Below are 14,587 nucleotides of genomic sequence, written 5' to 3' on the forward strand. Positions count from 1 at the left end.
GAGCGAGCGCGATAAATTCCCTCTACGACCCCCAATCGAGGACCCGCCATGGACAAGGGCAAGATTTTTCGCGATCTGCATGCCTCCACCTTCGTCATACCCAACCCCTGGGATATCGGCACGACCAAGCTTCTCGCTTCGTTCGGTTTCAAGGCGCTGGCGACGACCAGCGCCGGCTTCGCCTTCTCGCGCGGCCTGCCGGACGGCGCGGTGACGTTCGACGCCATGATCCACCATTGCCGCGAGGTGACTGCGGCGACAGACCTGCCGGTTTCGGCCGATCTGGAGCGCGGCAAGGGCGACAGCCCCGAGCAGGCGGCCGAAACCATCTTCGCGGCCGAAGCCGCGGGCCTCGCCGGCTGCTCGATCGAGGACCACACCGGCGACGACGCCAATCCGATCTACGATTTCGCGCTGGCGACCGAACGCGTCGCGGCGGCCGTCGAGGCTGCCCGCGCGCTCAAGCACGATTTCGTCTTCACCGCGCGGGCCGAGAATTTCCTGTGGGGTAAGAGCGATCTCGACGATACCATCAAGCGGCTGCAGGCTTTCGAGAAAGCCGGCGCCGACGTGCTCTACGCGCCGGGCATTAGCGACGTCGGGATGGTGCGCACGATCTGCTCGTCGGTGAGCCGGCCGGTCAATGTGATGGCCCGGCCAGGCTTCACCATCGCCGACCTTGCCATGGGCGGCGTCAAGCGCATCTCGCTCGGACCATGGCTGACCAATTTCGCCTATGGCATGCTGGAGACGGCGGCCCACGAGATCCAGCAGGACGGCACCTTCGGCTTCACCCGGGCGGCGATGCCGTTCGGCAAGCTGCAGGCGCTGTTCCGGGAGGGCAAGGAGCAGGGCTAGACCGGCTCCCGCGCCGAAACCGTCTTGTGCAGATGCACCATCATGGCGGCCGCGAAAAGCGGCGTCAGAAGGTTGAGCAGCGGCACCGCCAGGAACAGGGCGATGACCAGTCCGGCGAGGAACACAGTGCCGGCATATTTGCGGCGCAGCGCCTTGGCCTCGGGTTCGGGACGAAAACGCATGGCGGCAAACTCGAAGAATTCCCGGCCGAGCAGATAGCCGTTGACGATGAAGAAGGCGGCAATGTTGATGCCCGGCACCAGAAGCAAGAGCAGCGCGACGATGTTGCCGAGGACCACCACGCCGAAGAATTTGATCGCCAGCACGAGCGAATGCAGCGCGGGCACGGGCCTGCCGGGCGGATCGTTGGGATAGTCGGCACGCTCGACCACTTCGGCGACATCGTCGAGGAAGAGGCCGGCGACGATCGCCGTGACCGGCGCGACGAGCAAGGCCAAGCCCACAGCCAGAACGATGCCGGCGATGATGCCGCCCAGCCATCCAGCCCAGGACGGCAGACCTGGCAGCAGCGCTTGCAGCCAGGGCCAGGCCAGCCATTCGAGCAGGCTGTCGAGGCCGAGCCAGAGCGCCGCCAAAGCGAGCAGCGTCAGCCCCAGCGTCTTCAGGAAGACGGAGCGGAATTCAGGCGAGAACAGCCGGCTGGCGGCGGCGCGGGCGGCGTCTAGGATCACGGCAGGTCCAGGCCCTCATCGAGAAACGACGCTTCGCAGATAGGCCGCCTCGATCCCTGGCGCAACCAAAGCGCGTCTCGTCGACGCGCTTTGGGTTTTTTGTCTCGAAGCATGTCGCTTGGCCCAAAACCGCTTCACACTTTTGGGCGACATGCATTATCGCGCGAGCCTGGCCTGCCTGGCCGGAATCGTCATTGCCGCGACGCCTGCAACGACGAAGGCCATGCCGACCCAGGCCGCTGGCCCGAGGCTTTCGCCGAGGACGATGGCGCCGATGCCGACGCCGATCGGCACGCGCAGATAGGCCTGGGAGGTGGTGCCGACCGAGCCCAGCGTGTGGATCAGCCGGAAATAGATGACGAAGGCCAGCGCCGTTGAAAAGACCGACAGTCCAAGCAGGGCCAGGATCGACGCGGCCGAAGGCGCGAGCGTCCAGGGCCGGTCGACGATCAGGCTGAGCGGCACGAGCATCACGGCGCCGCAAAGCATCGAACCCGCGGCGGGTATTATCGGATCGAGGCCCTTGAAGCCGCGGCCGAAAATCGCCGCCCCGGCATAGGAGATCGTCGCAATGACGATTGCAAGCTGTGCCCACAGTTCATGGCCAAGTCCGCCAAGCGCCTCCGTGCCGATGATGAGACAGATGCCGACGATGCCGGCGCCGACACCGACCAGCTTGCGCGCCGTGACGGGCTCATGGCGCGTGACCAATGCCGTCAGCAGGAAGGTGAAGATCGGCGACGTCGAATTGAGGATGGTGGCAAGGCCGGCATCGACCGAGCGCTCGGCGGCGGCGATCAGCGTGAACGGCACGACGCTGTTGAGGCAGGCCTGGAAGGCGAACCGGCGCCATGTCGGCGCGTCGGCGGGCATGGCGAGGCCCCGCCAGCGGATGATGGTGAAGAGAATAGCCCCGGCGATCAGCGTCCGGGCGGCGATGAAGGTCACGGGCGGGATCGTCTCGACGCCGATCTTGATGAAAGTATACGAAGCGCCCCACAGCACCGCCAGGACGCCGAGCAGCGCCAGGTCGGTGGACATTTCGGTCTTTTCGGACATTCGTGGTTCGCGCCCTTCAGCCTGTCGCCGGACGATCCGCTTCTAGCCCGCGACGCCGCGGAAATGTTTAGATCGCGGTGAAACCATAGCTGTCAGGGTCGTGACTGTTGTGGGCCAGTTCGATACGAACGCTGCCGCAGCCGGCGAACAATCGGCGCCGAGGGCGGCGTCACGGAAGGCAATGGCGATTTTCAGGGTAGGCAAAGCAGCGCCAACTCGCTAGACCCGCGCCCGGCCGGCATGCCAGATAGCCGGGCAGTCCTTGGCGGAGATTTTGATGCCGGAATATGACGTGCTTTGCATCGGCAATGCCATTGTCGACATCATCGCGCAATGCGACGAGGCTTTTCTCGAGACCAACGGCATCATCAAGGGCGCGATGAACCTCATCGACGCCAGGCGCGCCGAATTGCTTTACAGCCGCATGGGACCAGCGATCGAAGCTTCCGGCGGCAGCGCCGGCAACACGGCGGCTGGCGTCGCCAGCCTCGGCGGACGGGCAGCCTTCTTCGGCAAGGTGTCGAACGACGCACTGGGCGAAATCTACACGCACGACATCCATGCCCAGGGCGTGGCCTTCGATACCGGGCCGCTCAAGGGCGAACCGCCGACGGCGCGCTCGATGATCTTCGTCACGCCCGACGGCGAGCGTTCGATGAACACCTATCTCGGCGCGTGCGTCGAACTTGGCCCCGAGGATGTCGAGGCCGACAAGGCCTCCGGCTCCAAGGTGACCTATTTCGAAGGCTATCTGTGGGATCCGCCGCGCGCCAAGGAGGCTATCCGCCAGACGGCGAAGCTGGCGCATGCGGCCGGCCGCGAAGTGTCGATGACATTGTCGGATTCCTTCTGCGTCGACCGCTACCGCGACGAATTCCTCGAGCTGATGCGTTCGGGCACCGTCGACATCGTCTTTGCCAACAGCCACGAGATCAAGTCGCTCTACCAGACCGCCTCCTTCGAGGAGGCGCTCGCCGCCATCCGCAAGGATTGCAGAATAGCCGCCGTCACCCGTTCTGAAAAAGGCTCGGTGATCGTGCGCGGCGACGAGACCGTCACCATCCAGGCGACGAAGATCAAGGAACTGGTCGACACGACCGGCGCCGGCGACCTCTATGCCGCCGGCTTCCTCTACGGCTACACGACCGGGCGCAGCCTCAAGGACTGCGGCGACCTCGGCTCGCTGGCGGCCGGGCTGGTGATCCAGCAGATCGGCCCGCGCCCGCGCCAGAACCTGCGCCGCGAGGCCGAGCAAGCCGGGCTTCTCTAATCGGCCTACAGACGGGCTTGGTGTATTCGCTGTAGCCTTCCGTCGAAAATCGTGCCGAAACAAAGAGATAGAGCAGATCATCGCTCCCGCGAAACGATGATCCGCTTGTGAACACCCTGACAAAGCAGTGGCGGCTTTCGGTCCCGCAATTGCGTGGGAAGAGATGCCGTTGCGTCATCGCCGGCTGCCTCCAAACAGGGCCGGCTGTCGCGGACCTGTCACGTTGGACTTCTAAGATGCAAAATAGGCGTTCCGCGACTGACATTTCGGCACGCCAAACCAGGGGTGTGAAGATGCAAACCAGCAAGTTGCCGGGCCGCGAGGCCCGTTGCCGTCGCATATTTTATTGTCCGCGATAGAATTTTCAGCAACCGCCGGCGCCTGGGGAGGAGCGCGGGCCGCAAGATAGATTCATGACCAGATTCCAGAACCCGTCCGACGGGATTTCACAAGAGGCATTGGCAGGCCTTATGGCCGAAGCCGTGCGACAGGCGCTGATGCAGCATGGCGTCATGCTGGACGCCGAGGCGCTGACTTCGGCAAGCAAGATCGCGGGCCATGTGGCTGCCGCCCTCCCCTTCCTGCCGCCGGCGCAGCGCCTTGCCATCGGCTCCTTCAACGGCGAGTGGACCGACCTTGCCTCCGACTTTCTCCGTGTGATGACGGGGAACGAAACGAGCGACGGCGCGGCCATATCCGACCGCGCCTTCGGGCGCTCGCCGCCGAAGTCGGAGACAGGGAGGCCGACGGCCCAGCCGATCGCCAAGCGAGCCGCGGACCTGCAATCCATGCTGATCGAGGATTGGGCCGGCGAGGTCGCCGGCTCGACCTATCTGGAAGAGAGGCTCCGTATCCCGCGCTCCACGCTGCATCGCTGGCAAAGACGCGGTGAGGTCGTTGCCTTGCGCAAGGGCGGCCGCAAACATGTCTTCCCCTTGGCCCAGTTCGTCGACGGCAGGCCGGTCCCGGGGATCAGCGAGGTGCTTTCGGCGATCGCCAATCCGAGGCTTGCCTGGTTTTGGCTGAGCCGGCCGTCGCCGGAGTTGGATGGCCACGTTCCCATCGAGATGTTGAGGGATGACATGGTCGAGGACGTGGTACGCGCAGCCCGCGGGCTGTCCTGACCCGGATTCGTTTTTTTCAAGTTCGCCCTTCCTTTGGAAATTTAGCCGGCAAATCTCTCGTCATAAAACTGTAATATTGGCACATTTGGCACGTTTCCGTGTCTTTCTTTGCGTTTCGATTGTATAGATTGTTCAATATGTTCCATTTTTACAAATATATGACGTGATATTTGGGCAACATGACCTTCATAAGAATCAAAAAGCCGCCTTTCAGACACAATCTCTGTTGTACATGACGGCCGATTAAGCCATGCCCAAGGCGAAGAAGCGGCGCCGGTGCGCGACTTTTTCAACGATGGGGACGGGGGTGGCAAAAGCCGAACGGCATGTCAGGCCTGTCTTGAACCTTTGACTGGAGATTCAAGAAAATGAACATCAAGAGCCTTCTTCTCGGCTCCGCTGCGGCCCTGATCGCAGTTTCGGGCGCGCGCGCCGCCGACGCGGTGACCGTCGCCGAGCCGGAACCGGCCGAATACGTCAAGATCTGCGACGTCTATGGCGCCGGCTACTTCTACATCCCCGGCACCGAGACCTGCCTGCGCGTCGGCGGTTACATCCGCTATGACGCCGGCTTCGGCGATGTCGGCTCGTTGGACGGCGCCAGAGCGACCGACGTCCGCGATGGAACGGAACAAAGTACCTGGCTGAAAAATACGCGTTTCACGCTCAAGACATGGACTGGGCAGGAGACCGAGCTTGGCACCTTGAAGACCTACACCGAGACCCGTTTTAATTTCGGAAATACCAAGAACAGCGGTATCGCCAGTTACAACCCATACACCGAAACCTATAATACAGGGGCGTTTAACAAGGGTGTTACCCTTAATTTCGCCTGGATTCAGCTCGGCGGCCTCCGTATTGGTAAGGATGAAACTCCTTATGATCAGTTCATCGGCTACGCTGGAAATGTCATCCAAGACACTATTATCAAGTACGGTATCAAAGATACAAATCTGATCAGTTATTATTTTGACGCTGGAAACGGAATTTCGAGCTTTATCTCTCTGGAAGAAGGCTCCGGCACAACTGATACGATCGACAGTTACGTACCGCACGTCGTCGGCGGCGCTAAGTACAAGGGGGACTGGGGCGCGATCACCGGGGTCGTCGCCTATAACAGCAATTGGGAGGAGTGGTCCGGCAAGGCCCGTCTCGACATCAATGCTACTAAAGACCTGACTCTGTTCGTGATGTTGGGTTATGGCAGTGACGACAATGTTGCCAAGAACTTCTATAAGCCGTGGAGTGGCAACTTTGCAGTTTGGGGCGGAGGTACTTATAAATTCAACGCCAAGACCGCGTTCAACACCCAGATTTCTTACACAGACGCAGAAGATTTCGCGGTCGCGGCAAACATCGCTTATACAATCGTACCTGGGTATACGATCACCGCGGAAGTTGACTACTATGACAACTTTGATAAAGACAATTCCGATGCCATCGGCGGTATCGTTCGCTTCCAGCGCAACTTCTGATCGAGATCGAAGATCATAAAGGAAAGGCCCGCGGCATCGCCGCGGGCCTTTTGCTTTGGCTCAGATAAAAGAAACGGTCGAGCTGCTGCCGTGTCAGTTCCCCGCCGTATAGGCGGCGATCGCCGCCATGTTCACGATGTCCGAGTCCTTGGCGTTGAGCGAGACGATCTGGACCGGCTTGTTGAGGCCGACCAGCAGCGGGCCGATGACGGTCGAGCCGCCGAGTTCCTGCAGCATCTTGGTCGAGATCGAGGCCGAGTGGAATGCCGGCATGATCAGCACATTGGCCGGGCCGGTCAGCCGGATGAACGGATATTGCGCCATGGCGCGCGGGTTCAGCGCCACGTCGGCGGCCATCTCGCCGTCATATTCGAAATCGACGCGGCGCTTGTCGAGGATGCGCACCGCCTCCTGCACGCGCTCGGAGCGCTCGCCCTGCGGATGGCCGAAGGTGGAATAGGCGAGCATGGCGAGCCGCGGCTCGTAGCCCATGCGGCGGGCGAAGCCGGCCGCCTCCTCGGCGATGTCGGCGATCTGTTCGGCGTTCGGCATGTCGTGCACGGCGGTGTCGGCGACCAGCACCGTCCTGCCCCGCGCCAGCACGATCGACACGCCGATGACGCGGTGGCCGGGCTTGGCGTCGATGATGCGGCGCACGTCGTCGAGCGCGGTCGAATAGTTGCGGGTGACGCCGGTGACGATGCCGTCGGCATCGCCCAACGCCACCATGCAGGCGGCGAAATGGTTGCGGTCGTTGTTGATCAGCCGCTGGCAGTCGCGGAACAGGAAACCCTTCCGCTGCATGCGCTCGTAGAGATAGTCGGTGTAGATGCCGTTGCGGCGCGACAGCCTGGCATTGATGATCTCCAGGCCCGGCTTGTTCAGGTCGATGCCGGCATTGCGGGCATTGTCCTTGATGACGTCGTCGCGGCCGAGCAGGATCGCCGTGCCGAGCCTCTGGTTCACATAGGAGACGGCGGCGCGCATCACCTGCTCCTCCTCGCCCTCGGCGAAGACGATGCGCTTGGGCTGGCGGCGCACGCGGTCGTAGATGCGCTGCAAGGTCGAGGCGATAGGATCGCGGCGGGCGGACAGTTCCTGCGCGTAGCGGTCGAGATCGAGGATCGGCTTGCGCGCGACGCCGGATTCCATCGCCGCCTTCGCCACCGCCAGCGGGATCGCCGAGATCAGGCGCGGATCGAACGGCACCGGGATGATGTAGTTGGGGCCGAATTTCGGACGGTTGCCCTGATAGGCGGCGGCGACATCATCCGGCACATCCTGGCGCGCCAGTTCGGCCAACGCCCGGGCCGCGGCGATCTTCATCTCGTCGTTGATGGTGGTGGCGCGCACATCGAGCGCTCCCCGGAAGAGATAGGGAAAGCCCAGCACATTGTTGACCTGGTTCGGATAGTCCGAGCGGCCCGTTGCCATGATGGCGTCGGTGCGGATCTCGGCCACTTCCTCCGGCGTGATCTCCGGATCGGGATTGGCCATGGCGAAGATGATCGGGTTCTTGGCCATCGACTGCACCATGGCGGTGGTGAGCGCGCCCTTGGCGGACAGGCCGAGGAAGACGTCGGCGCCGTCCAGCGCCTCGGCCAGGCTGCGCGCCCCGGTCTTGACCGCATGCGCCGACTTCCACTGGTTCATGCCTTCGGTGCGGCCCTGGAAGACCACGCCCTTGGTGTCGCACAGGATGATGTTTCCCGGCGCAAAACCCATCGCCTTCATAAGTTCGATGCAGGCGATGCCGGCGGCGCCCGCGCCATTGCAGACCATCTTCGTGGTCTTCATGTCGCGGCCGGTGATCTCCAGCGCGTTGATCAGCCCGGCGGCCGAGATGATGGCCGTTCCGTGCTGGTCGTCATGGAAGACAGGGATGTCCATCAGCTCGCGCAGCCGCTGCTCGATGATGAAGCATTCCGGCGCCTTGATGTCCTCGAGATTGATGCCGCCGAAAGAGGGGCCGAGGAAGCGTACGCAGTTGATGAACTCGTCGGCGTCCTCGGTCGCCACTTCAAGGTCGATGGAATCGACATCGGCGAAACGCTTGAACAGCACCGCCTTGCCTTCCATGACCGGCTTCGAGGCCAGCGCGCCGAGATTGCCGAGACCGAGAATGGCGGTGCCGTTCGAGATGACAGCGACCATATTGCCGCGCGTCGTATAATCGAAGGCGCGGCTCGGATCCTCGGCGATGGCGCGCACGGGAACGGCGACGCCAGGCGAATAGGCGAGGCTCAGATCGCGTTGCGTGGCCATCGGCTTGGTGGCGACGATCTCCAGCTTGCCGGGCCGTCCCATGGCGTGGAATTCCAGCGCCTCCTCTGGACTGACGGAGGGGCCGCTGCTTTCGGTTTTCCTGGCCATGATGCTTTTGATTTCCTCGCCTTCGCGCACCCTTGAGGCAGGTGCGTGTTTATGTGTCTTGGGATTAAGGCTACACGGCAGCGCTGTAAACGGCCAAGCGGTCAGGCGCGGTCCGGTTCGCCGACGAGCGCGGCAATTTCCCGCACGGTGGCCCAGCGCATCAAGCCCTCGGTGCCTGAGAACGGCCACGTCTCCAGCGGGGGAGCGCTGCTGCCCTTGCGCCGCAGAAGCGCCGACAGGAACGCGGTGAGTTCCTGCCGCTGGGCGCGGACCTTTTCCAGCGTCCTGCCGCGGATTTCCTCGCGCGGTATGGCGCGATCCCGAAGCCGCTCGACGGCGCGGCGAATGGCCGTCGGCTCCGGATCGACGATCAGGCAATAGTCCGGATCGAAATAGACGTCGCGCCCGCCGAGGCTCGGCGTGCTGACGATCGGCAATCCGGCCATCAGATACTCCATGCTGGAATACATTGCCCCTTCCACGGCGGACAGGCACAGCCCGACGGCGGCCTGGTTGTAGACCCGGTTGACCTCGGCGGAGGCCAGCCGGCCGGGCAGACCGTCCACGATCGGGTTGGCGATGCGATGGCGCGGCGATTGCGCCTGGAGGCGGCGAATGAAGGCGCGGGCGGCGGGCGGCGTCAATTCGCCGATCGAATAGGTGACGTGGACCAGCCGGTCGACCTCGAAGGCCAGATAGTGGCGTTTCATCGGCGAGATGCGGCCATTGTAGACGGCGTCGAACTCGACCGCCACATCCGGCAGCGGCCGGAAAACATCTTCCGATATCATCAGATTGTGATTGGAGAACATGGCTTTGCCGCCGACCGCGGCGATGAGACGGCGCTCTTCCTCGTTGTTGCAGAGGAAAATCACCTCATGAAGACGAAAACGCGCCGCATACCAGGCAAGATCGCGGCCCATCTGGGCGATGACGGCAGGCCTCTCCATCGTCCACATCGGCATCAGCAGAAAGGTGGCGCGCCGCTCGGCAAGGCGCCGGCCGATGGCCGCCAGCGGATGCAGGGGACGGGGTCCGCCGACCGGGATATAGAGCACCAGCGGGTCGCGGCTGAATATATGAGCCGACATCTCGATGCCGCCGTCGAGATCGGACAAGGGACCGCGCGCCGGCAGGATATAGGGAAAGCGCTTGCGCGCCGAAACCCTGAGCTTGTTCGCGGTTCGATGGGCGCGCCGCGTCGCCAGCAGCCAGAGGCGCTCGGCGGCCGAGCCGACCGGGCCGACCATCTCGTCGAACGTCTCCAGCTTGTCCTGATCCACGAGTCCCCCGCCGCCCTTTCCCCACGGGAAGCATAGAGTGCCAGGCCGGCCCGGCGCAACCAGGCGCGTCACAACAGGCCAGCGCCAGTCTTCCCCTGCTTTTCGCGGCACCGGCATTAAACCGGGCTGCCACTTCTGCTAGCGTTGCCGCATGAACATGCACATGCTCGCAGATACCGACGCCCAGGAGACGACGACGCCTGCGCCCGCCACGAGCGGCGTCACGCCGATGATGGAGCAATTCATCGAGATCAAGGCGGCGAACCCGGATTCGCTGCTGTTCTACCGCATGGGCGATTTCTACGAGCTGTTCTTCGACGACGCGGAGAAGGCGAGCCAGGCCCTGGGCATCGTTTTGACCAAGCGCGGCAAGCACCAGGGCCACGACATCCCGATGTGCGGCGTGCCGGTGCATGCGGCGGACGACTATCTGCAGAAGCTGATCGCGCAAGGTTTTCGCGTTGCCGTCTGCGAGCAGATTGAGGACCCCGCCGAAGCCAAGAAACGCGGCTCCAAATCGGTGGTGCGCCGCGACGTGGTGCGGCTGGTCACGCCAGGCACCATCACCGAGGACAAGCTGCTGGCACCCTCGGAATCGAGCTTCCTGATGGCGCTCGGCCGCGTCAAGGGGGGCAGCGCGGCCAGTCAGGCGAATTTCGCACTGGCCTGGATCGACATTTCGACCGGCGCCTTCCGCGTCGCCGAGACGAGCGCCGAGCGACTGCTTGCCGACATCTTCCGCGTCGACCCGCGCGAGCTGATCGTCGCCGAGCCGGTTTTCCACGATCCGGAGCTCAGGCCGGTGTTCGACGTGCTGGGCCGGGTCGCCAGCCCGCAGCCGCCTTCGCTGTTCGATTCGGCTTCGGCCACAAGCCGCATCGCGCGCTTCTTCGAGGTCGCGACGCCGGACAGTTTCGGCACGTTTTCGCGCGCCGAGCTGTCGGCGATCTCGGGCGCCATAGCCTATGTGGAAAAAACGCAGAAGGCCGAACGGCCGCCGCTGTCGCGACCCGAGCGCGAGGAGCAGGGCTCGACGCTGTTCATCGATCCGGCGACGCGCGCCAATCTGGAATTGCTGCGCACGCTGTCGGGCAGCCGCGACGGCTCGCTGTTCAAGGCGATCGACCGCACCGTGACCGGCGGCGGCGCGCGATTGCTGGCCGACCGGCTGATGGCGCCGCTGACCGATCCGGCGACGATCGCGGCGCGACTGGATTCGGTCTCCTTTTTCCGCTCCGAGACGCGGCTTTGCCAGGGTTTGCGGGCGAGCCTGAAAAGCGTCGCCGACATGCCGCGAGCGCTCTCCCGCCTGGCGCTCAACCGCGGCGGCCCGCGCGATCTCGGCGCCCTGCGCGCCGGCTTCGAGGCGGCTGGCGCGATCGCCGAATTGTTCGCGGCAGCCGCCCTGCCCGCCGAGCTCACCGCCGCGCTTGCCTCGATCCACGCCTTGCCCGAGGCGCTCGCCCGTCACCTCAGCGAAGCGCTCGACGACGAGCTGCCGCTGATCAAGCGCGACGGCGGCTTCGTGCGGTCGAGCTACAATGCCGAGCTCGACGAGATGCGGGCGTTGCGCGACGAATCGCGAAAAGTGATCGCCGGGCTGGAGCGGTCGCTGATCGAGGAGACCGGCATCCGCTCGCTGAAGATCCGGCACAACAATGTGCTCGGCTACTACATCGAGGTCACCGCCAACCATCACGCGATCATGACCGGCAGCGACGCCGCCAAGGCGCGCTTCATCCATCGCCAGACCATGGCCAACGCCATGCGCTTCACCACAACCGAACTGGCGGAGCTGGAATCGAAGATCGCCAATGCCGCCGACAAGGCGCTGAGCATCGAGCTCGCGACATTCGACCGGCTGACGGCCGAGGTGGTGAGCGAGGCTGACAAGATCCGCGCCGGCGCCGAGGCGCTGGCCGTGCTCGACGTGTCGGCGGCGCTGGCGCTGCTCTCCGAAAGCGAGGGTTGGTGCCGGCCGCTGGTGGATTCGAGCCTCGCCTTCGACATTGCCGGCGGGCGCCACCCGGTGGTCGAACAGGCGCTCAGGCGCTCGGGCGAAGGCCCGTTTGTCGCCAATGATTGCGACCTCTCGCCCGAGGGCGGTGCCAAGGCCGGCGCGATCTGGCTGCTTACCGGCCCCAATATGGGCGGCAAATCGACATTCCTCAGGCAAAATGCGCTGATCGCCATCCTCGCCCAGACCGGCTCCTTCGTGCCGGCGCAAAGCGCCCATATCGGCGTCGTCGACCGGCTGTTCTCGCGCGTCGGCGCCTCGGACGATCTGGCGCGGGGACGTTCGACCTTCATGGTCGAGATGGTCGAGACGGCCGCGATCCTCAACCAGGCGGACGAGCGGGCGCTGGTCATCCTCGACGAGATCGGCCGCGGCACCGCGACCTTCGACGGGTTGTCGATCGCCTGGGCGGCGGTGGAATATCTGCACGAGAAGAACCGCTGCCGGGCGATCTTCGCCACGCATTTCCATGAGATGACGGCGCTGGCCGGCAAATTGCTCCGGCTTCACAACGTCACCATGCGGGTCAAGGAATGGGAAGGCGATGTCGTCTTCCTGCACGAGGTCGGCAAGGGCGCGGCCGACCGTTCCTACGGCGTGCAGGTGGCACGGCTGGCCGGCCTGCCGGAAGCGGTCGTCGCCCGCGCCAAGGAAGTGCTGCACCAACTCGAAGAGGGCGAAGTCTCGGGCAAGACAAATCGGCTCGTCGACGACCTGCCGCTGTTTTCTGTGGCGGTGAAGCGCGAAGCGCCGAAGCCGGTGAAGACCGATGCGCTGGGCGAAGCGCTCGGCGCCATCAATCCCGACGAGATGACGCCGCGCGAGGCGCTGGAGGCGCTTTACCGGCTAAAGGGGCTGGCGACAAAGCGATAGCACCTGTCCCGCTCGTCACTCTGGCCATTGACTCATTGTACCGATCGGTACAATGTCGGTTATCGACTATCGAAACCGACAGGAGATCTCATGAGCCGTCCGCCATTGCCGCCATTCACGGCCGAGACAGCGGCGCAAAAGGCGCGCCTTGCCGAGGATGCCTGGAACAGCCGCGATCCTGAGCGGGTCTCGCTCGCCTACACCGAGGACAGCATCTGGCGGAACCGGGCCGAGTTTGTCTCCGGCCGCGGCGAAATCGTCGATTTCCTCAAGCGCAAATGGTCGCGCGAGCTGGACTATCGCCTGATCAAGGAGGTCTGGACCTGGAACGGAAACCGCATCGCGGTGCGCTTCGCCTATGAATGGCGCGACGACAGCGGGCACTGGTTCCGCTCCTACGGCAACGAGAATTGGGAGTTCGACGAAGCCGGGCTGATGCGCCGGCGCGTGGCGAGCATCAACGATCTGCCGATCACCGAAAGCGAGCGGAAGTATCATTGGCCGCTCGGCCGCCGGCCGGACGACCATCCCGGCCTTTCGGAACTCGGGCTCTAGAGCATGATGCCGAAAAGTGTGAAGCGGTTTTCGGGCGACATCATGCTCTATCTCTTTGATGTAGAGGCGGATGATTTCAGGTCGATTCGACCTGAAATCATCCGGCACTAGGGGGCGAATGGATGCGGCGCATCGCGCCAGATCGCGATCAGCTGCTGGGGGTCGTTGCGGAAGTTTTCCGCGAGCATGGTTATGAAGGCGCCAGCCTGTCCTTGATCGGCGAGGCGACGGGGCTCGGCAAGGGAAGCCTCTACCACTTCTTCCCCGGCGGCAAGGAGGAGATGGCGAGGGCTGTCATTGCCCATATCGACGGCTGGTTCGAGGACAATGTCTTCGCGCCGTTGCGCGACAGCGCCGACCCGCTGGCCGGGGTCGAACGGATGCTCGCGGCGACGGACAGCTATTTCCGCTCGGGGCGGCGCGTTTGCCTGATCGGCGCCTTCGCGCTGGATGAATCGCGCGACCTGTTCGCCGACCAGATAAGAGACTATTTCGGCCGATGGGTCACGCATCTCGCCGATGCGCTGGCGCGATCCGGGCACCGGCCGGGCGAGGCCAGCGAGTTGGCCGAGGAAGCCGTCGCCGCCATTCAGGGCGCGCTCACGCTGGCCCGCGCCGCCAATGACCTCGATGTGTTTTCAAGGGCATTGCGGCGACTGCGCACGCGGCTTGGGATGCCGGCCAAGGTCTAGGGCGGATCCTCCCAGGGATTTTGAAGGGCTGCCGTTTGCCCTGGTGCAAGATTTTCCGTTGATTTGCGTGAAATCAGCAAACGCCGGGGTTTTGGTTGACACCGTCCCAGCCTCGTCATTCTATGGCGGAGCAAGGAGCGACGCGGCGCAGACCATAGAATCCAATTCCGTGACGTGAGAGCGCCGCTCACCGTGCAGAACTTCTACTCCGCTGCATTCTTCGGCTGAGGTACCGGCATGGATTCTAGGGTCTTCGCGACGGAGCTTCGCTCCTGCTCCGCCCTAGAATGACGATCGCGATGGGCGTTTCGGCCAA

General features: G+C 63.8%; 11 protein-coding genes. 7 read left to right on the forward strand and 4 right to left on the reverse strand.

The annotated features are described in order from the left end of the window. The first annotated feature begins 48 nt into the window (after nt 1–48). Complete coding sequence (locus tag FJ418_RS05160; RefSeq protein WP_140864032.1) at nt 49–858, forward strand: oxaloacetate decarboxylase; 810 nt, start codon at nt 49–51, stop codon at nt 856–858. Here the strand turns inward: FJ418_RS05160 and FJ418_RS05165 are convergent. Together FJ418_RS05165 and FJ418_RS05170 are read right to left on the reverse strand one after the other, a co-directional pair. After that, nucleotides 855–1,550: a sulfate transporter family protein gene (locus FJ418_RS05165; RefSeq protein WP_140864034.1), complete on the reverse strand. Its 696-nt coding sequence runs from the start codon at nt 1,548–1,550 to the stop codon at nt 855–857. The two genes, FJ418_RS05160 and FJ418_RS05165, sit on opposite strands and share 4 nt — an antisense overlap. 156 nt (nt 1,551–1,706) lie before the next feature. Next, nucleotides 1,707–2,609, reverse strand: a complete 903-nt coding sequence (locus FJ418_RS05170) for an EamA family transporter (RefSeq protein WP_140864036.1) — start codon at nt 2,607–2,609, stop codon at nt 1,707–1,709. A 277-nt stretch (nt 2,610–2,886) separates the two neighbouring features. Here FJ418_RS05170 and FJ418_RS05175 point away from each other — a divergent pair, with 277 nt between their 5' ends. The 3 genes from FJ418_RS05175 (at nt 2,887) to FJ418_RS05185 (ending at nt 6,478) form a co-directional block, all read left to right on the forward strand. Then, nucleotides 2,887–3,879 (forward strand): adenosine kinase, encoded by a 993-nt coding sequence (locus FJ418_RS05175; protein WP_140782555.1) that lies wholly within the window; start codon nt 2,887–2,889, stop codon nt 3,877–3,879. A gap of 413 nt (nt 3,880–4,292) precedes the next feature. After that, a complete protein-coding gene (locus FJ418_RS05180) occupies nt 4,293–5,003 on the forward strand; it encodes an antitoxin Xre/MbcA/ParS toxin-binding domain-containing protein (RefSeq protein ID WP_140650298.1) in 711 nt (236 codons plus the stop codon). Nucleotides 5,004–5,371: 368 nt separating this feature from the next. Continuing rightward, the gene (locus tag FJ418_RS05185; protein WP_140864038.1) at nt 5,372–6,478 is read left to right on the forward strand and encodes a porin; all 1,107 of its coding nucleotides are present in this window, start codon (nt 5,372–5,374) and stop codon (nt 6,476–6,478) included. Between the two features lie 93 nt (nt 6,479–6,571). Here FJ418_RS05185 and FJ418_RS05190 read toward each other — a convergent pair whose 3' ends face one another. Together FJ418_RS05190 and FJ418_RS05195 are read right to left on the reverse strand one after the other, a co-directional pair. Next, nucleotides 6,572–8,851, reverse strand: coding sequence for an NADP-dependent malic enzyme (locus FJ418_RS05190; RefSeq protein WP_140864040.1), 2,280 nt, complete (start codon nt 8,849–8,851; stop codon nt 6,572–6,574). 101 nt (nt 8,852–8,952) lie between these two features. Further along, on the reverse strand, nt 8,953–10,134 hold the full coding sequence (locus FJ418_RS05195; RefSeq protein ID WP_140864042.1) for a glycosyltransferase: 1,182 nt from the start codon (nt 10,132–10,134) through the stop codon (nt 8,953–8,955). A gap of 151 nt (nt 10,135–10,285) precedes the next feature. Between FJ418_RS05195 and mutS the strand changes: the two genes are divergently transcribed. The 3 genes from mutS (at nt 10,286) to FJ418_RS05210 (ending at nt 14,271) form a co-directional block, all read left to right on the forward strand. Beyond that, nucleotides 10,286–13,024 (forward strand): DNA mismatch repair protein MutS, encoded by a 2,739-nt coding sequence (mutS, locus tag FJ418_RS05200; RefSeq protein ID WP_140864044.1) that lies wholly within the window; start codon nt 10,286–10,288, stop codon nt 13,022–13,024. Between the two features lie 90 nt (nt 13,025–13,114). Further along, nucleotides 13,115–13,579 (forward strand): nuclear transport factor 2 family protein, encoded by a 465-nt coding sequence (locus FJ418_RS05205; RefSeq protein ID WP_140650312.1) that lies wholly within the window; start codon nt 13,115–13,117, stop codon nt 13,577–13,579. A gap of 122 nt (nt 13,580–13,701) precedes the next feature. Further along, nucleotides 13,702–14,271, forward strand: a complete 570-nt coding sequence (locus tag FJ418_RS05210; protein ID WP_140864046.1) for a TetR/AcrR family transcriptional regulator — start codon at nt 13,702–13,704, stop codon at nt 14,269–14,271. Nucleotides 14,272–14,587 lie beyond the last annotated feature (316 nt).

Source organism: Mesorhizobium sp. B2-8-3, assembly GCF_006440815.1.
In the GTDB taxonomy this organism is placed as follows: Bacteria; Pseudomonadota; Alphaproteobacteria; order Rhizobiales; family Rhizobiaceae; genus Mesorhizobium.